The sequence below is a fragment of the Marinomonas sp. G8-14 genome (assembly GCF_055808935.1).
The window spans coordinates 4175963-4194998 of record NZ_CM147891.1 but is presented as its reverse complement, the minus strand read 5'-3'; the positions used below and the strand labels follow the sequence as shown (position 1 = coordinate 4194998).

The window sequence follows — 19036 nt, the reverse complement described above, 5'->3', positions numbered from 1 at the left end:
TAATCTCACTAAACGTCTTGTGCTTTGTGGAATCATTCTTGAAATTAAATGAGATCTTTTGGAACTCAAACAAAGTGTGCAGGTGAAGGGGTCGCTTTGGTAACATGAAAACATATAAATTGGCATAAACAGCCTATCTTATGTTAGAACACTTATGTTACATAGGAACGACGGATCTGATTTGCAAAGCACAAGGCGTATATCATTGTTCCTGCTTTGTTTTCGCCCCATGAAATGTTAATTAACAATAAGCAAATCAAACTCCGTCTGAATGCTTTACATCACTGAGTGATAAACCAACAAATAATGGAACACCTCTCCTTATGAAAAAAATAGTTATGAAAAAAACGCTTATTGCGGCGCTGGTCATGTCTTCCGTTTCTTTTGCATACGCAGCGGATAATACAGTTAAACTCGACTCCAAAGAACAACGCCTTGGCTACAGCATAGGTACTATGTTTGGTTCACGCATGTCACAAGACTTTTCTGACCTAGACATCAAAACCTTCATGGCAGGCTTCCAAGACGCTTTTGCCGGTAAAGAAGGTCAAATGACCATGGATGAAGTCACACAAACCATTCAAAGCTACCAGCAAGAACAAATGGCAAAAGCACAGCTTGAAGAAGAAAAAGCGGCAGAAGAAGCCAAAGCCGCCTCTGCAGCGTGGCTGAAAGAAAAAGAAGCCGAAAAGGGCGTGAAGAAAACGGAATCTGGCTTGCTCTATAAAGTCATCACCGAAGGCAAAGGCGATAAGCCAAGCGCCAATGACACAGTAGAAGTGGACTACGAAGGTAGCCTAATTGACGGCACTGTATTCGACAGTTCATACCAACGTGGTGAATCCATCTCTTTCCCTCTTAATGGCGTAATCGCCGGATGGACAGAAGGCCTACAATTGATGACCGCTGGCTCTAAATACGAGCTTTATATCCCAGCAGACCTAGCTTATGGTCCTGGTGGAACAGGTCCTATTCCACCTAATGCCGCACTGAAATTTGTGGTAGAACTACACAAGGTAGTAAACGAAGAAAGCGAGACAGAAGCCGCCAAGTAAATACCTTGCTATGAAAAATAAATGGGTTCAAAATGGTCATCAGCCGATGACCATTTTTACCATTTTTTTACACCAAGCATCTAAGCGAATCGCTTTACATCAGGCACCGCCATTCCAATTCCACCGCACCAAATCGCAACTTTCAGTCATATCTTATATACCTAAACCCGTAACTATTTGTATACTACGCGCCGATCATATTTTTTCCTTAAAGTACCATCTCACGAACATGAGTTTATAATGACTTTTTCTGCTACGGGATTTACCCGCTTATTTGAACGCCGAGCATCAGAAGACCAACCTACCTGGCTAATCACAATAGGACTATTATCCATCGTCGTATACGCGCTGACACGAACAGGCTTTTCCGACATCGCTGGTGTCGCGTCAACCATTGCCACGCTGACAGGTTTCTGGGGGCTATACAAATACGGCAGCCAAGTGAACAGTCATGTCTTATTCCGTTTTGTCTGGATCGCCATCGCCTTTCAGCTTATTTCATGGGGTCTATCGTTATACGTCACGCCTGAATGGGCAGAAAGTATACCAAAATTAGATAAAGTCACCCGTTGGTTTGTTTTTATCCCACTAGCATGGTGGGTAGCTCAACACAAAAACGCCATTTGGCTTGTGTGGGGCAGTGCCGCATTGGGCATTATTGTTTCTCCTTGGGTGACAGGAGAGGGGATTCCCGAAATAATACGCGGCCTAAATGGAGAGCGAGTGTTTTTTGGGCTACGTCAAGCACAACATACCAGCCTATTTTTTGGCGTCACTTTAATTGGCCTACTATGTTTCGCGCGCGCGATTATCACCAAGAATAAATGGCTATCTATTCCACTTTTATTAGTCATTCTCTACTGCCTGTTAGTCATATACATTAATGCATCACGTCAAGCATGGTTAGCCCTACTCATCACCGCGGCGATAATGGCAACTTACTTCACGGTAAAGCGCTTTAAGCAAGCAACAGCAAAACAAAAAATCATTACAGTGTGCGTGTTTGTCGCTGGGATATTGAGCTTTGGTACAGTGATCGTAAACAACGATACAATCGTAAAAAGAGTCATGTTAGAGAAAGAGGCATTAAATGCAATCTCTACTTTAAACTTTGACGATGTCCCCTACTCAAGTTTTGGAATACGCCTACATAGCTGGGTCGCAGCGACTGAATTCATCAAACAGAAGCCGATATTTGGTTGGGGAAGCAATGGCCATAGTCTCGTTATGGAAAAAACAGAAAGATTTCCTGATTGGATTAAAAATGGCTTTGGACATCTTCATAATACCTATATAGAAATGCTGGTGAATTTTGGTATTGTCGGACTGGTCTTCTACTTCAGTATATGGATAATCATGGCCAAAAGCCTCTTCGAGCAAATCAAAGAGGGAAAAATCGAAAAAAATATAGGCTATTTTTTTACAGGCTTTTTAATTTTTTGGAGCATTATGAACTGCTTCGAAGCCTATCAAAACTTCTGGACAGGGGTGTTTTACTTTACAATATTCATGACGGGAATACAGGCAAAAATCTGGCGCGCTAAACACACATGTAAGAATTAAAACAACGATCTAAAGCAATTTTGTACATTAAACTAACATCAGAGAAACACGTGAAAAAAGGACTATCCCTAAAAGAACATAGCACATCACTGAGCATCGTACTGAGAATCATAGACTGTGCGGGACTATTATTAGCTGGCCTTTTTAGTTATTGGCTAAGGTTTTCAAACCTTGATCTTAGTGTCACCTACAAAAATGTTTTTTTGTTGGGCGTTTTAATAGGTGCAGCAAGTCTTTCTTTTTTGGCGCCTACAGAGCATGGCGTGGCGCAACCTTTACGTCAGAAGTACAGTGTGTTGTTAGCGCCACACTAACAACCTTTTTATTGCTCATCATTAGCGGCTTTGTGACTCAATCATCCGAACTCTTCTCACGTATTTGGATTATAAGCTGGCTGCTTACTTCTACCACGACCATCTTAGTCTATCGCTTAATACTGAGAAAAACTCTTGGAGCATTAAGGGCAAAGGGATTCAATATCAGAGCTGTGATAATCATTGGAGATGGGGCGCTTGCGCAACAAGTTGCTGATCGATTAGAGCAGCACCCAGAAATGGGGTTAATAGTGCAAGGGATCATTGGGACCCATGAACAAGTAAATGGCCTAACAACACACAAAGGCACTGTTGTTCCCTGCTTAGGGAACCTTAATGATCTAGAAAGTGTAGCGAAAAAGAATAAAACAGATCAGGTTTGGATTGCTCTTCCAATGAGCGAAGTAGAGAAAATGGAGCAAGTACAATCAATATTAAGCAATAGCTCCATCGCGATTAGAATGGTGCCAGATATCTTTGGCTTTAGATTATTGAACCAATCCATGACAGAAGTCGCGGGATTGCCCGTTATCAACATTTCAACCTCTCATATGCTAGAAGGTAAAAATCGCTTTTTAAAATCACTTGAAGACAAAATACTGGCCTTCATCATACTGTTACTCATCAGCCCAATTTTGATAGGCTTAGCCATCACGATAAAATTGACGTCCAAAGGCCCCATTTTATTCAAACAGTACCGAACAGGCGCAAATGGACAAGACTTCAAAGTCTACAAATTTCGGTCTATGGTGGTTCATAACGAAGAAGACGGGAAAGTCACACAAGCAACAAAAGGCGACAGCCGAATCACACCAATTGGTGCTTTTATGAGAAGAACATCATTAGATGAACTTCCACAGTTTATAAACGTACTTCAAGGCAGAATGTCAATCGTAGAGTACCAGACCACATGCCCTAGCACACAATGAACACTATAAAACACTAGTGGAATCTTACATGCGACGCCACATGGTCAAACCTGGTATTACAGGGTGGGCGCAGGTAAACGGCTTTCGTGGTGAAACAGATACCATAGACAAAATGGAAAGCCGTGTTGAATACGACTTATATTATATTGAAAACTGGTCTGTCTGGTTCGATCTCCGAATTATCTTCCTAACTGTTTTCAAAGGCTTTATGCATAAAAATGCAATTTGATGTTCAACGAACATCAAATTGCAAACCTTTTTCTTCACACTTTTCGTAGACAAAACGTTTAAAGTTAACTTTAAAAACAGCAGTAGAAAAGTTCATGGCGTGAGCTCTAATCTCACTCGCATCAAGCAATAAATCGCGATTTTTCTCAAACTCACTTACGGCTTCAATAATAGAATCTGTTGTCTGTTGATAAAAATAAATACCGGTTTTTTTGTCAATCACAGTATCTAAAGAACCACCTTTACCAAAAGCGATCACTGGTGTTCCACAAGCCTGAGCCTCTAAAGGAACTATACCGAAATCTTCTTCGGCGGCAAAAATAAAAGCCTTAGCTTTCATCATGTGCTCTTTAAGCACTTTATATTCTTGATAACCCAAATATTCTACGTTATTGGATAATGCCGCTATTTTTTCCACTTTAGAACGCTCTGGCCCATCACCAATTATCACTAGTTTTTTCTCAGGCATCATCGCGAAAGCTTCCGCAATGAGCGCCAAGCGTTTATAAGGCACAAGACGTGAGGCAGTGAAATAAAAGTCCTCCTTAACTTCACACAGGGGAAAAGCGTCGACATCTACATTAGGATAAATAATGGTAGACTCTCGCCGATAACACTTATAAATCCTTTCCTTTATAAAGTGACTAATCGCGATAAAATGATCCACATTATTACTAGAAATAAAATCCCATGCTTTTATTTTATGCAGAAAATACCTTGCAAGAATAGACTTCAAACCCTTAGTAAGATTTGATTCTTTTAAGTATTCAAACTTCATATCCCAAGCGTAACGTATAGGAGAATAACAATAACAAATATGTAATTGATTTGGTGAAGTAATAACCCCTTTAGCAACAGCATGACTACTACTAATCACCAAATCATAACCAGTTAGATCCAGTTGTTCGATAGCAAATGGCATTAAAGGTAAATATGCACGATATTTTTTCTTTGAAAATGGCAAACATTGAATGAAAGTATTTTTGGTACACTTCCCACGCAAAAACCGTTCCCTCAAGTCATCACTAAAAAAGTCAACAACAGAAAAAATATCAGCTGTTGGAAAAACATCAATCATGGCTTGTAGTACGTTCTCAGCCCCACCTGGGTTAACAAACCAATCGTGGACAATCGCAATTTTCATCTATGTAAACCTAAATATTGTTTAATGTTTTTGCTAAATCGTTGGAGCACTTGTCCCAGTTGTAAAGTTTGGCTTTTTCAATACCAGCCATACGGTACTCGTTTATAAGTTTTTCAGAGTTCAATAAAGTACTTATCCCTCTAGAAATATCCTCTACTGACAAGGGGTCTACAAGTAGCGCACACCCTCCTGAAACTTCTTTTGTTGCCCCTATATCAGAAGTAACAACAGGAGTACCAGATGCCATCGACTCTAAAACAGGTAAACCAAACCCTTCGTACAATGAAGGAAAAACCGTCAGCTTTGCTCCTTTATATAAGGTCGCAAGTGTACGTTCATTGACATAACCCATAAAATGAACACGATCAATAATATTTAGATTTTCCAATAGTTTTTTTAGATCATCAGTCATTTCACCAGTAAAAATCAAATTTAAGTTATGAGTTTTATATATTTCATAAAAAGCTAAGATTAATCTCTCTTCATTTTTATGTTTTTTTCTATTAGATGGGCAGAATATATAGTCAAAATCACAACTATAGGAAGAATCATTATCAAAAAATATATCGGATACTCCGCAAGCTACATTAATAACTTTACTCTTATCCACCCCACTCCACTCTACAATTCTTTTTTTGAAAACTCAGAAATAGTAATTATTTTTTCAGCTCTATAACATCCAGGCTTAATAACAAACTTATAGAAAAGTTTTTTTAGAAAACTTGAATTATGAGGTACATCTATATGATTAAGGTCATATATAACAAAAATAAATTTTTGCTTTGAAAATAATGGAGGAATATATCCAAAATAAAGAAAAACATCGGTTGAATTATAAAACAAACTCTGAATAGAATAGTAAATAGTCGAAAATGGAGATGCTGGAAATGAAATTTTATTTAATTTTTCCCCCTCATTGAGACGACAAAAAACCTCACTATAGAATCTACCAATACCGCCCTTACCCTCCCATGATGGGTCAACTCTCAATCTACGCATCAAACATCTTCTTTAATGTATCTTCTAAACAATATACAGGTGGATGATTGATAATTCTCATTAACTTTGAATTATCACCACAAAGTTTTTTTATTTCGTTAGATCTAACAAAAGAAGGATTAATATTCACTTCTATTTTATAATCAGCAATTTCTTCCATCTTTTCGACAATAAAAAACAATGAATATAAAGAACCTGAACATAAGTTCACAAACTCAGATTTAACATCTGATTCTAGCAAATCCACATAATATGAACTAATGTCACGCACGTCGCTAAAGTCACGATATACATCTAGATTGCCAAGCTCTATCGTTTTTTCGTTGCGACGAAAATGATCAACTATTTTAGGGATCAGAAATTTTAGATCTTGACCAACACCAGTGTAATTAAAAGGTCGAGTTATTAAGATAGGAAGTTTATCAAACCACAACTTACACATATGCTCCATAGCAAGCTTACTCATCGCATAGTGGTTTACAGGAGAAGGCGGCTGATCTTCAGAAATAAGCTCAACATCAGGATTACCATAAATATTAGCACTACTAGATATAATTATTTTTGAAATATCTAAGTCCAATTCATTACATGCTTCTAGAATATTCAGTGTGGAAAAGAGATTCACATCATAAAAAGCTCTAGCGTCATGATGACCAACAAAAGATAGAGCGGCCAAATGGATAATATAGTCGGGCTGAATCTTACTAAAAACATATTTTATGTGGGCTTTATCAGATAAATCACATTCAACTTGATCAGTTGAGTTTTTTTCCTCACTATTTCAACAACATCGTAGCCACGGCGTTTAAGCTCAGTAACGACGTAGCGACCAGTAAAACCGTTTGAACCAGTAACAAGTACTCTTCTCATTTGAAAGCTCCTAACATAAAAAATAAAGGCGACCTCATGTCGCCTTTATACACTTTCAACAATACAAAATTAAAATGAAAAGCCTTGTGTATTGCGACGAAGATCAGCTTCCACCATCATCTGGCAAAGTTCTTCTAGAGTTGTGGTTGGTTTCCAACCTAGCTCTTTCTCTGCCTTTTCTGGGTTACCAATCAGTAACTCTACTTCGGCTGGGCGGTAAAATTTAGGGTTAACCTTAACAACAGTTTTACCGGTTGCTTTATCTACTGCGGTCTCAGATTCTTCAGAACCTGACCATTCTAATGCAATATCAGCCGCCTTAAATGCCATAGTGACAAAATCACGCACAGTTTCAGTACGGTTGGTTGCCAAAACATAGGTATCAGGCTTATCAGCTTGAAGCATACGCCACATACCTTCAACATAGTCTTTGGCAAAGCCCCAGTCACGCTTCGCATCCATATTCCCCAACTCAAGAACATCTTGTTTGCCGAGTTTGATTTTCGCGACAGTATCTGTAATTTTACGGGTAACAAATTCTTGACCACGTAAAGGCGACTCATGGTTAAATAAAATACCACTTGTGGCAAAAATATCGTAAGACTCGCGATAGTTAATCACCATCCAGTGAGCATACAACTTAGCCACACCATATGGGCTACGTGGATAAAACGGTGTTGACTCTCGCTGAGGTATTTCTTGAACCTTACCAAACATCTCAGAAGTAGAAGCTTGATAAAAACGAATTTTTGGGTTAACAATACGAATGGCTTCAAGCAAATTCACAGGACCTAAACCAGTAATCTCGGCCGTTGTAAGTGGCTGATCAAACGAAACACCGACAAAGCTTTGAGCTGCAAGATTATAAACCTCGTCAGGTTTTGTTGATTCAAGCAAACGAATACTGGAACTTAGATCAGTCAGATCGTACTCAACCAACTCAAGATTAGCATGACCTTTGATACCAAGCTCTTCAATACGCCAAAAGTTAACAGAACTAGTACGACGATATGTACCGTAAACAGTGTAGCCTTTCTCAAGTAGTAGCTCAGCTAAATAGGCAGCATCCTGACCAGTGATACCTGTAATTACAGCTGTTTTCATTAAACTCTCCAAAAATTAAAAATTAGTTGCCTTCTTTGCCACATCAAGGCTTAAAAACAATTCAAGATCAGATGGGATACCAAGTCCAAACATTCCGTTGGCTTCTTCACCAATATTAAAAACCCCTATATTACCACCTTTTTCAGCCAAATAAGTATATACAGGTGCAACATAAAACTCCCCATTACTGCGTAAGTCTTGTTGGATCATTTTATCAGCTAGTTGGCAGAAGTCTTTGCCTCTTTTGAAGTTATAAATACCCACAGTGGCTTCATCAGAAACAACTATTTTTTCGACAACTTCGGTTACAAGACCGTTACTATCAACCTTTGCATATGACCATTTTGGGTCACTTGCTTTCATAGTCAATATACTTCCATCTAATGCTCGACGCTCCATATCGAGAAGATAGTCATCAATACTCATATCTACCCACTGATCAGAGTTCGCAATCATCAGTGGATCATCATTATCAATAAATTCCCTTGCCTTTAAAACGGTTATGGCCGCCCCTTCTGTGATTCCATCTATACCGATTAATTCATAGTCTGGACAAATCTTTGAAAAAATATTATCAAGCGAAAACTCTGTAATATGCTGCTGCTGACACACAAAAATAAAACGGTGAGGCTGTTTTGGCTTTAAATTATTTATAACCACCTCAATCATATGCTTGCCATTGACATCAATTAATGGCTTAGGCAACTTGTAGCCTTCCTTAGCAAAACGACTGCCTCTTCCAGCCATAGGGACAACAATATTTAACAAGCTTTCTACTCCTCAAGATATTTATCATTTAATGCTCCAGGCAACTTCACCACAACTGTCGTGGTGTCCTCCAGAGCTTCAAAATCAGTATAAGTGCCAGGTTCAATCTTTATAATTTCGCCTTCGTTAATAATAATACCCTTCATTAGAGCCTTACCCTTAACAATAGCTGTAATTTCAGTAGCAATCTTATGGCAGTGAGATGCTTCTTTATCACCTTTTTTAAAATACTGAATAGCAACTTCAACATCAGTCGTTTTATATAAAGTTGGTTCAAAACCACCAACAAACCAACCACGAAGAAAGTCCTCTAATTTATAATGATTCATTTTTTTCATATAGATAGGCATCCATCGTAAGCATTAGACCCGTAGTACTCCACCGGATAACATCTGTACCAATTAAACAAGTTCCATCAATATTCAATTCGAATTCAATAACACTATGATGCTCATTGGAAACAATAACTTTTTTTGCTTTAAATGATAAAGATTTTGCCTTATTAAAAATATTAGCTATGTATTCAATGACATTCTCTTTACCTGATACCTTTGCAGAAGGATCCGTTAAAACGAAGTCATCTGCGAAAAAAGCCTCTAGTTTACCAATATCTTTTGAATCAAAGGCTGAAATATATTCATTAGTGCGAGTATTAATATGAGAAATAGCAGTTCTGCTTTCAGATATAATTGCTTCTTCAAAATTTTCTAATGCGTGTTCATCATTGATATGAAAATAACGCTCTTTATCTATCGGAATAGCCTTTACCACTCCTTCTTTAAGAATAATCTCATTTAAAGTGGGAGCAATAAAAAACAAATTATTTGTTTTTTCATCCTTACGAATCATACTCTTAGCGGCTTCAATAAAAATTGAGGCTGTCTTAAAAAAATAAAAACCTGCAACAGCATGGCGGCTAATTGGATTTTTTTCAGCAGCTTGAAAAACATGATGGTTCTCATTAAAGCTGACATAAGACCATTTTGGATGAATTGCATCAAAAGTGAGGACGCCTGCATCAACTTTTTCATGAATAAAAGTTTCAACATAAGGAGTTAAATCAAAGTCTAACACCTGTTCGAAGCTAGATATAATAAGTGGCTTATCAAGCTCCAACGCTTCAATAGCAAGAAGCGCTGAGCACACAGCCCCTTGAGTTTTACCGTTGATATTGCAGACATTAAAATCAGGGCTAAGTAAGCTTAATACTTTGTCTAGTCGATATTTTTTAGACTCATCTTTTGGTAAAGCAACAATAACTTTTTTAGGAAAATCTAGTTTAACAAATGCGTTGGCGGCTCTTTCTATAAGCAGCTTACCATCAATTTCATTCAATATTTTAGGAAATGAATTTGCGTCATTCGTCTTAAAAGTGCTTTTACCGGCTAAGGGAATTAGGATATTTATCATAAAGCTTCTACCTCAGCGATGAATTTCTTGATGTTTTCAAATGTAACATCGTGAACTGTTTCAACCTTAAAAACATGAGCACCGGATGCTCGAGCCGCTTTTATACCATTTTCATTATCTTCCACAATGACACATTCTGATGGCTTTAATCTAAGTTTATTTATAGCTAAGGAGTAAATTTCAGGATCCGGTTTTCCCTTGCTAACATCTTGGTTTGAAAGATAAAAATCTAAGTATTCCATTAAACTAGACCTTTCCATCATAACTTTAACTGTGTTTCTAATGGAATTGGAAGCAACGGCAAGGTGATAGCCTTCTTGACGAAGCTTCGATAAAGCGTACTGATGATTAAACATAGGTTTGCAAAGTTGATGAGTAATATCCATTGTGTATTGCTGCTTCATTTCATTTATAAATGAATGCAAAGAGCTAGGAAGTACATGCGTTTTTGATAGGATATTTAACTTTTGGTTTGTTGACAGACCATCAAAGGTTGAAAGATGGTCATAACGACTTATTTCAAGACCAAATATAGCGAGCGCTTTATTTAATGCTTCGTAATGCCAATCTTTTGCATCTATCAATACACCATCCATATCAAATATGACAGCTTTTATTTTATTACTCATTAAAATAACTCCTAGCAGCTTCTGGTATATCAGTACACAGTATCAGGCGATCAGAGGAGTATATTTTTGAATCAATTTCAGAAATTTCCTTCCACAATGAAACGTGATCACGACCGTGTAATTCAGAAGAAACTATACAAACTTTTTTGCCACTATTTATAACATCTATCAATATTTCTTTATTTAAAGAAGCGCCATTGAAATTATCATACCACACTCCTTGACAATAAGACCATAAAAGAGATGGTGGTTCATATTCACTATACCTAGCAAAACAAGTTAAACCGTGCCGTAAAGAAACTAAACAATCAGGGACGGACATATCAAAAAGAAAGTAATTTTTAACACCAAATTTATTTAATTCTTTTAAAACAATCTCTTGGAGGCCATCAGCCTTAATATTTAAGGCTAAAGTTCCATTACATTGACTTGCCACATAAATGTTTAATAACTCTGTAAATGATATTTCACTTCCTTTTGGCATGTCATGACTAATTACAACTTCACCACCCGCATCACGCAAGTCAGTTTCCGTACCAAAACCAAGCAAAAAAGACCTTTCAAAAGCCTCTATGCAATTCTTTTCAGATGGCTGTTTCCAGTAACCACGATGAGAAATAATTTCCATATTTATATTCTTCCGTTTTTAATTTCATCATAAAATTTAATGATATTCTCACACACATAAGAAACCTCTTCATTAGTAAGCTCATAAAAAAGAGGTAGCCTGACTAATCGTTGGCTTTCGATACTTGTGTTAATATCCTCCCCTATAAATTCACCTAGTTCAAGACCACATTTTGATGTATGCAAGGGGATATAATGAAATACTGCCATAACACCACGTTCAAAAAGATACGAAATTAATGCTGTACGCTCTTCAATATCCTTACACTTTAGATAGAAAATATGTGCATTATTACTAGAATAGCTAGGTACAATTGGCAAAGTCACTAAAGAACTTTTTTCCAAAATAGATAGTTTTTCAAAATATGTTTTCCATAGCTCTAGACGACGCTGAAGAATTTTATCTTTATTTTCTAATTGGGCAAGCAGGTAAGCAGCTTGAAGTTCAGATGGCAAGAAACTCGAACCAACATCGACCCAGGTATATTTATCGACATTTCCTCTTAAAAAAAGCTTTCTGTTAGTTCCTTTTTCTCTAATAATTTCAGCCCTTTCGATAAATGTCTCATCATTTATTAAAAGAGCCTCCACCCTCACCACCACTGGTAATATTCTTCGTCTCATGAAAACTAAAAACGCCCAAGTGCCCAATCGTACCAAGCGCTTTGCCTTTATAGCTATTACCAATTGCCTGAGCTGCGTCTTCGATGACAAATAAATTGTGAGTAGCCGCGATGCCCATTATTTCATCCATTTTACAACTGACCCCTGCATAATGAACAACGACAATTGCTTTGGTTCTAGGCGTGATGGCCGCTTTAATTGCAGAAGGTGAAATGTTCATCGTATCAGCTTCTACATCCACAAATATAACTTTTGCACCTCGTAGCACAAAAGCATTCGCAGTAGAAACGAAAGTGAAGCTGGGTAGAATAACTTCATCACCTGGTTGTATGTTAACTAGCATTGCACAAATTTCTAGACCAGCGGTACAAGATGGCATCAGTAAGGCTTTTTTAGTCCCCGTCATATTTTCCAAAGTGGCCTCACACTTCCTGGAAAAGACGCCGTCACCAGCCAAATACTTAGAGTCAATAGCTTCGCGTATGTAGTCTATCTCAATTCCAACCACTGGACTTTTATTAAATGGAATTTTGTTCACAATTTTCCCCATATTTTTGCTTATCAATTAGTATCATACACTACACAATTACAGATCTTTCAGAAAGCAAGTTTTAGATAAATGACACACGCAAAGAACAGCGTAGTACCTACTTATACCATTTATGAAATGATAACTCAGGCTCTGGAAATGAAAAACCTAAACCCACATAAAGATTAAAGATTGCAATATTATGAGAGGAAATACTTGTTGAAACCTTACTATAACCCCGATCTTTTATATAACAAAGCATGGTCTTCCACACACTACTAGCTAGCCCCTTACCACGAAACGCTTCCATCATTCCTACCAAAGACAAAAAAGCTTCACTATCAGATACCTTATCTACAACAAAAAATGCTACTGTTGCATCAAGAGAATCCGTACATTTATAGACCAACTGAGTATCAACACTAATAGAATTAACTAACCAATTCTTATATCGAATATCGGCAAGCTTATTGGGAATGCGTTCATCCTGATGATAACGTCCAAATTTAAACATATCACCAATCTGTTCGCTAATCGACATAACCTCACTATCCGTACACAGACTAATCGAAAAAAAATCATTTGGTGAAAAAAACATATCTGAACAGTTCAAAAAAGGACGATAACTTGCTTCTATGTAACGAAAACCGTCATTCTCTAAAGCATTAATAACATGTAAATTAGACTGTGTTATACGAGTAGTCATTAAATCAACTTTCAAAGAGCGAGCCTTATCATCAATAGTAGACAAGAATTCATGAATTGACGCATCTCTAAGAGTCTCATCAAGAGATAGATCATATACATTAAAGCCAAAAAGCTTCATATCCCAAGGAATATCACGCAACGTAGCTTTATTACCTTTATACTCCAAAAAATATTTTTCCTGATCAAACATAATATTTAAACTTTTCTCTATTATTAGATTGCGCACATAAATTAAATGCTCTTTTTACTCTTTCCTTTAAAAACCTTAAAAAGGCAAAAAATATTACTAAAAAGCAAAAAAAGCATCATTAATGCAACTAAAAGCGATAAATTAATTGGACTATCTATCATGCCGGACATAGCAAAAACAAAGTACAATAGAAGTATCACCAATGTATATTTAATGTATGTATATTCATTTACAGCCATTAGATAACCAAAAATAACTACATTTACACTCAAGATAGTCATAGAGAATGAGAGTATTTGAAAAGACTCTGCACTAGATAGAAATTTCTCACCAAAAAGTAGACCTATAATTTCACTAGGGAAAATGACTGAACATAGAATAACAACGCTACCACAAAGAAATGAGGCCAAAGAAGCTAGTATTAGAATTTTCAAAGAACTTCCCCACTGCGAAACCTCACCCTTAATCATAGCAAAAACCACGCCACTAACGCCACCAGAAACAAAAAAAGCAATCTTTCCTAGATTTGAAGAAACAGAATAATCTGCAACTAAAGATGGAGAAAACAGATATTTAGCCAAAATTAAATCCGAAGAAAGCAATGATCCAACTATGAAAAAATTAATAGCAACAGGAGTAGATTTTAAAACAAACCCTCTAATCAATGAGAAACTCTTATCAAAAGCAAAAATTATCGGTTTTAATCTCATGTATAAAAATAAAGTTGAAAGAACGGTAGCAATTAGTTCAGCGTAAAGCACTGAATACACATCATATCCAAATACCTCAAAAAAAATGTAAGTCATAATAACTTTTATTACAACTAAAAAGAGAACCTGAACCTGAACAAGATTAAACTTTTGCAACCCTTGGCAATGTCCAACAAAAATTTGTAAGAGCAACGTATTCAACAGACAGAAAGAATAAACAAACATAGGAAGAGCTGATTCTATATTAAGAAACCTACTTATTGGGATGGAAAAGAAACTTAATAAAAAAAAGAAAAACAAAGACACACTTAAAACCAATGTATTAAGTTGAGATATCACCATAGCCTTTTCTCTTCCGTCACTAAGTTCTTTAGCGTTGAAAGCTATTACATATATAGAAGGAATGACAAAAAGAAAAGAGGACAGGGTATTACCAGTCGCTGTTACCGATGCAAAAATAGACAGATCTTGTTTAGTTAACGATCTAGATATAAAGATCATTTGAATATAATTCAATATATTGGAAATATTTGAAAGCAATATTAAAGATATACCTGTCTTTAAAATCGAACGCACATAGCACTCCTTAAAATACAAGAAAATTTATTATTAAAAGACAAGCATTTGAATGAAAAACATAATAACTAATATAAAATTTAACTAATTTAGAGTTATACAAAAAACAAAATTAAAAAATAGACACAAACATGCTAAACAACAGTAAAATGGGACAATTTTTTAATTATCATATAAAACATCAGCCTCGATCATTAAAAAGTGAATTATAAATTTCGTAATTATTCTCGATCAACATATCTTTAGTTGTATATTCTTTAGCTTTACCTTCTACATCAGAATCACAAAAATGAAATGCAGGTATAAGCATGTCATAATATCCAGTGTAATAAGGTTTAAATAATAGCTTAATATAAGCTTTTTTCTCTACTGCACCAGGAGAATTTATACCACTTGGGATTGCTCTAATTGTCTCATTAAGGAATTTACCGTTGGTAATGGTTGCAGCTAATGAAAACTGTTCATGGAAATTTCTATACCACCATCTTTTGGACACATAACATTTTCCCTCTTTTACCAACAGCTCTCCAGAAATAAGTTTATTATCATCATACCAAGACATTGGCTCCGGATTCTTTTCAGAAAACCATTGCATCCCTCTACAAGAAAGCTTTATTTGCATAACATTTGAATGTCTGGCAGCTTCGATTGCCTTTTCAATTGGATAATCAAAAATCCACACAAAATCATCAGGAAGAAAAATGAAATAATCATTTTTTACAACATCATTTATATGCTTTAATCTGTCGATATATGAGCAATTTGGAAGATGATATAACTCAATATTATGCTTATCATAAAACACTTTTTGCTCTGTTATATCTTTAGATGAATCAAATACTATGTGCCTAACATCTATAGGGTTAAATTTATGAAAACTAGCAAATGATTTCTCTAAATATTGAACACGTTTTTTGTTATCAAAATTAACTAACGAAACAACTTCAATCATCTTTAATATCCTTGGTTCCATCATAGCTTTTTAGTGTTGGCTTCATTCCTAACGACTTTAATATTGTATGAAAAATAATTGAAGAAGCGGTAAATACACAAAGCGGCAAATGAAAAAAGAAAACAACTTTTTTTCTTTTAATTAAAAGATATACTGTATCCAGTAGCGCAGGAAAAATTAAAAGAGAATAAGGTATGAATAAAAACTTTTTATATTTTCCAACCTTTCCATTTCTTTTAGCCATAAGGCTCTCACGCATTAGAAAACCAGATGCACCAACACCTTTAACGTGGTAAATGTTATTTCTAATTCGCCAACTGATTTTATTTAAGTATTTACTTATTGATTCAGAAGAGTAGTGCGCCAAGCTATGTGTTTTACATACTCCAATTCGCGTATCTTTACTGAGTAAAACATAAAATAAATGAGGTAAATTTTCCGGTTTTTTAACTACATCACTAAAGTTATCCAGGAAATATTTTTTATTTATTAGAGTACCCATCGCAAGTAACTCTATGAGTGGAAGAGCTTTGTCATGTCCGAAATCAACAACACAACTTCGAGCATTTTCATTTGAAATGACATAATGCTTACTTAGATCAGCTACAAAAATATCAGGAGATTTAGAAACACGATAAACGAATAGACTAAATGGATCTCCATATTCGTTAATATAATCGTTAATAAGATGCTCACCTTCAGGATTAACATATCCAGCAGAAATCACCGTCTGGACATTGTTAACAAGCATACATTCTACTTGATCGACTAGGCAATAAGGTGAGGTATAGACCTCATCATGATCCAAATAAACAATCAGATCTGTTTTCGACTCTACAAAACCAAGAAACTTCGCATATACAGGCTCTGTTCTAGGATTAGAAATGATCGAACACCCTCTTTCATAGCCATAATCAATAGTTTCATCAGTTGAGCCACCATCAACGAGCATAACAGTAATCTTTTCTTTGGGATAACTTTGATTATCTATAGCATTCAGAACACGCGGCAAGACATGCATAGAATTATAGGTCGCTATAATAACAGTAACTTTTGGCAACTCCATTGTAATCATAAGGCTATCCTTCAATCTCAATAAGGCTGTCTACTATAATTTTAGAAGGATGGCTAAAATTTAACTTTGAGTCATATTTATATTTGTATGGATCCATTAAAAATTCATCAATCAATCTATGCGACTTTTTAGAAAGAACGACATTAGTCCCAAGTCCTTCCGTTCTTTCAGTATGAGTACGCAATATCAAACATGGTTTTCCCATGTAATACGCTTCCTCCTGATTACTTCCACCATCAGTTACCAGATATTCACAAGAGGTAAGTACCCGCATAAAATCAATATATTCTAGGCGTGGAATCAGAGTGAAATTTATATTCCTCCGAAGCTCTTCGAGCAGCCCTAATTCATCAAGTTTGGATCGTGTTAGTTCATGCAATACCAAAACACAATGCGTCTTTTCAGACTCCTGAATACAACGTGAAACCATAAACTTAACAAATTCAGTGTCGAATAAGTTTTCTTGCCGGTGTATAACAAATACAAAATAAGGCTTCCCTTTAGGAGTATAATCATTTCCTACTTCAACAGATTTCGAAAGCCTCAAACTATCTAGCAATGTATTTTCACCAGAACTAATAATAATATTATTATTTCTTTTATTTTTTATATTACTAGAAGCCCATTCATTTGGTGAAAAATGAACTCTAGCTAGTCTCGATGTTAATACCCTATCAAGCTCTTCAGGAAAAGGATTTAAGTAATTAAATGAACGTAGACCAGCTTCCACATGACATACAGTCATCCCCATGAGTTTACCTAACATTGCCCCTAATAGAGTTGATACGGTATCACCATGTACAATAAGAACCTTGCCTTTTAATTTACCATATTTATTTTTTATACTTTTACGACCTTTTAAAAGAGTCTTAATGAACCATGTAATTAACCCAAGGGAGGTCTGCTTATGGGACGTATCAGATAAAACTAAACTAGGCCCTTTCAATTCAAATTTTTGTAAAATACTCGAATTTCTAATGTCATTTTGACCGCTCGATATAATCTCGTAGTCTAGATTACGGTTTTTCATCTCAACCATTATAGGAAACAGTTTTATTAACTCAGCAGTGGTACCGACAAAAAAATAAATCATTTTTCAACCTCATCTGAAATTACATAAAGAGGTCTATCTACAACCTGCACGTGAATCCGACCGATGTATACTGCAATAAAACCGATAGATGACAGCACGGTTCCTGTTAGAAATGTGTTAAACACTACAAAGTAGGCTAAAGGTGTAAATACTTGAGTTCCGATGGCTTCGGTTATCAACATATAAGCTACAAGTAATGAACATCCGATTAGAATTAAAGCACCCAAGGTACCTGCAATTTTGAGAGGTAGCAGTGAAAATGAAGTAAAGCTGTTTAATGCTAGCGTTGATAGCTTACGAAAAGAATAAGCTGCTTCGCCATTCAGCCTCGCAGGAGCAACAAATTCAATATAACATTTTTTAAAACCTAACCACTCTATCAATCCTCTAAACATGACAGTCTTTTCTTTAAACTTTAAAAACTCTTTTGCGATATTTTTATCAATTAATTTAAAATCAGTTAATCCTCTTGGAAGCTCTATGTCACCAAAAAAATTCATAACAGAATAAAATAAGTTTGATGATACTCTCTTAAACCAAGTGTAATCATCTGCGCTGCTCCTAATACCTGATATATTTTTATATCCGGCTTCCCATTTCCTTAGAAATTGTGGAATTAATTTTGGAGGGTGTTGAAGATCTGCATCCATAAATATAATAGCATCTGAATCAACACTTGAGGTCAATCCAGCAACTAAAGCAGGCTCTTTTCCAAAGTTTGAAGAAAACCTTATTGCCTTTATTGAGATGCCATCATACTTTTCAAGTGAGGATATAACCTCCCAAGTATTATCCGTACTACAATCATCAACAAACTGTACAATCCAGTCATACTTATTTTCATTAATTACAACTGCATTAATCTCATCCAGAAGTGGCAAAATATTCTCTGATTCATTATAGGCAGGTACAACAATAGTGATCTTCTTTTTCATAATT

The 19036-nt window shown here is 35.9% G+C and carries 22 protein-coding genes and 1 pseudogene; 4 read left to right on the top strand and 19 right to left on the bottom strand.

Translation table 11 applies throughout. The features are described 5' to 3' along the window. Window positions 1-323: 323 nt before the first annotated feature. From AC0L6V_RS21495 to AC0L6V_RS21480, 4 genes and pseudogenes are all read left to right on the top strand, one after another. Window positions 324-1055: an FKBP-type peptidyl-prolyl cis-trans isomerase gene (locus AC0L6V_RS21495; RefSeq protein ID WP_265220388.1), complete on the top strand. Its 732-nt coding sequence runs from the start codon at window positions 324-326 to the stop codon at window positions 1053-1055. A gap of 240 nt (window positions 1056-1295) precedes the next feature. Continuing rightward, a complete protein-coding gene (locus tag AC0L6V_RS21490; protein WP_265220387.1) occupies window positions 1296-2618 on the top strand; it encodes an O-antigen ligase family protein in 1323 nt (440 codons plus the stop codon). A gap of 298 nt (window positions 2619-2916) precedes the next feature. Further along, a pseudogene (locus tag AC0L6V_RS21485) lies at window positions 2917-3861 on the top strand (exopolysaccharide biosynthesis polyprenyl glycosylphosphotransferase); the annotation flags it as partial. A 28-nt stretch (window positions 3862-3889) separates the two neighbouring features. Further along, window positions 3890-4090 carry a sugar transferase gene (locus AC0L6V_RS21480; RefSeq protein ID WP_418138592.1) on the top strand — a complete coding sequence of 67 codons (201 nt, stop codon included), beginning with the start codon at window positions 3890-3892 and terminating at the stop codon, window positions 4088-4090. 3 nt (window positions 4091-4093) lie between these two features. Here the strand turns inward: AC0L6V_RS21480 and AC0L6V_RS21475 are convergent, their stop codons facing one another. From AC0L6V_RS21475 to AC0L6V_RS21385, 19 genes are all read right to left on the bottom strand, one after another. After that, a complete protein-coding gene (locus AC0L6V_RS21475; protein ID WP_409419058.1) occupies window positions 4094-5233 on the bottom strand; it encodes a glycosyltransferase family 4 protein in 1140 nt (379 codons plus the stop codon). Window positions 5234-5243: 10 nt separating this feature from the next. Further along, a complete protein-coding gene (locus AC0L6V_RS21470; protein WP_265220384.1) occupies window positions 5244-5843 on the bottom strand; it encodes a glycosyltransferase family 4 protein in 600 nt (199 codons plus the stop codon). An 11-nt stretch (window positions 5844-5854) separates the two neighbouring features. Continuing rightward, the gene (locus AC0L6V_RS21465) at window positions 5855-6232 is read right to left on the bottom strand and encodes a glycosyltransferase family protein (RefSeq protein WP_418138591.1); all 378 of its coding nucleotides are present in this window, start codon (window positions 6230-6232) and stop codon (window positions 5855-5857) included. Next, a complete protein-coding gene (locus tag AC0L6V_RS21460) occupies window positions 6225-6953 on the bottom strand; it encodes a GDP-mannose 4,6-dehydratase (protein ID WP_265220737.1) in 729 nt (242 codons plus the stop codon). The genes AC0L6V_RS21465 and AC0L6V_RS21460 overlap by 8 nt, the downstream gene beginning before the upstream one ends. Further along, window positions 6950-7102 carry an NAD-dependent epimerase/dehydratase family protein gene (locus tag AC0L6V_RS21455; RefSeq protein WP_265220383.1) on the bottom strand — a complete coding sequence of 51 codons (153 nt, stop codon included), beginning with the start codon at window positions 7100-7102 and terminating at the stop codon, window positions 6950-6952. The genes AC0L6V_RS21460 and AC0L6V_RS21455 overlap by 4 nt, the downstream gene beginning before the upstream one ends. 69 nt (window positions 7103-7171) lie before the next feature. Then, the gene (gene gmd, locus AC0L6V_RS21450) at window positions 7172-8206 is read right to left on the bottom strand and encodes a GDP-mannose 4,6-dehydratase (RefSeq protein ID WP_265220382.1); all 1035 of its coding nucleotides are present in this window, start codon (window positions 8204-8206) and stop codon (window positions 7172-7174) included. Between the two features lie 15 nt (window positions 8207-8221). Beyond that, a complete protein-coding gene (locus AC0L6V_RS21445; protein WP_265220381.1) occupies window positions 8222-8974 on the bottom strand; it encodes a glycosyltransferase family 2 protein in 753 nt (250 codons plus the stop codon). Between the two features lie 5 nt (window positions 8975-8979). Continuing rightward, the gene (locus AC0L6V_RS21440) at window positions 8980-9312 is read right to left on the bottom strand and encodes a hypothetical protein (RefSeq protein WP_265220380.1); all 333 of its coding nucleotides are present in this window, start codon (window positions 9310-9312) and stop codon (window positions 8980-8982) included. Continuing rightward, complete coding sequence (locus tag AC0L6V_RS21435; RefSeq protein ID WP_265220379.1) at window positions 9290-10384, bottom strand: nuclear transport factor 2 family protein; 1095 nt, start codon at window positions 10382-10384, stop codon at window positions 9290-9292. Before AC0L6V_RS21435 ends, AC0L6V_RS21440 begins: the two co-directional genes overlap by 23 nt. Continuing rightward, window positions 10381-11013, bottom strand: a complete 633-nt coding sequence (locus tag AC0L6V_RS21430; protein ID WP_265220378.1) for an HAD family hydrolase — start codon at window positions 11011-11013, stop codon at window positions 10381-10383. The genes AC0L6V_RS21435 and AC0L6V_RS21430 overlap by 4 nt, the downstream gene beginning before the upstream one ends. Beyond that, window positions 11006-11641 (bottom strand): PI-PLC domain-containing protein, encoded by a 636-nt coding sequence (locus tag AC0L6V_RS21425; protein ID WP_265220377.1) that lies wholly within the window; start codon window positions 11639-11641, stop codon window positions 11006-11008. Before AC0L6V_RS21425 ends, AC0L6V_RS21430 begins: the two co-directional genes overlap by 8 nt. Window positions 11642-11643: 2 nt before the next feature. Continuing rightward, the gene (locus tag AC0L6V_RS21420; protein ID WP_418138590.1) at window positions 11644-12231 is read right to left on the bottom strand and encodes a DegT/DnrJ/EryC1/StrS family aminotransferase; all 588 of its coding nucleotides are present in this window, start codon (window positions 12229-12231) and stop codon (window positions 11644-11646) included. After that, window positions 12209-12802 carry an aminotransferase class I/II-fold pyridoxal phosphate-dependent enzyme gene (locus AC0L6V_RS21415; protein WP_418138589.1) on the bottom strand — a complete coding sequence of 198 codons (594 nt, stop codon included), beginning with the start codon at window positions 12800-12802 and terminating at the stop codon, window positions 12209-12211. Before AC0L6V_RS21415 ends, AC0L6V_RS21420 begins: the two co-directional genes overlap by 23 nt. A 109-nt stretch (window positions 12803-12911) precedes the next feature. After that, complete coding sequence (locus AC0L6V_RS21410) at window positions 12912-13691, bottom strand: GNAT family N-acetyltransferase (RefSeq protein ID WP_265220374.1); 780 nt, start codon at window positions 13689-13691, stop codon at window positions 12912-12914. A gap of 41 nt (window positions 13692-13732) precedes the next feature. Then, complete coding sequence (locus AC0L6V_RS21405; RefSeq protein ID WP_409419054.1) at window positions 13733-14977, bottom strand: MATE family efflux transporter; 1245 nt, start codon at window positions 14975-14977, stop codon at window positions 13733-13735. Between the two features lie 181 nt (window positions 14978-15158). Beyond that, entirely contained in the window at window positions 15159-15929 is a 771-nt protein-coding gene (locus AC0L6V_RS21400; RefSeq protein WP_265220372.1) for a hypothetical protein, read from the bottom strand. Then, complete coding sequence (locus AC0L6V_RS21395) at window positions 15922-17004, bottom strand: glycosyltransferase family 2 protein (protein ID WP_409419053.1); 1083 nt, start codon at window positions 17002-17004, stop codon at window positions 15922-15924. The genes AC0L6V_RS21400 and AC0L6V_RS21395 overlap by 8 nt, the downstream gene beginning before the upstream one ends. Window positions 17005-17008: 4 nt before the next feature. Beyond that, window positions 17009-18097: a UDP-N-acetyl glucosamine 2-epimerase gene (locus tag AC0L6V_RS21390; RefSeq protein ID WP_265220370.1), complete on the bottom strand. Its 1089-nt coding sequence runs from the start codon at window positions 18095-18097 to the stop codon at window positions 17009-17011. Next, window positions 18094-19032, bottom strand: coding sequence for a glycosyltransferase family 2 protein (locus tag AC0L6V_RS21385; RefSeq protein WP_265220369.1), 939 nt, complete (start codon window positions 19030-19032; stop codon window positions 18094-18096). Before AC0L6V_RS21385 ends, AC0L6V_RS21390 begins: the two co-directional genes overlap by 4 nt. Window positions 19033-19036: the final 4 nt, after the last annotated feature.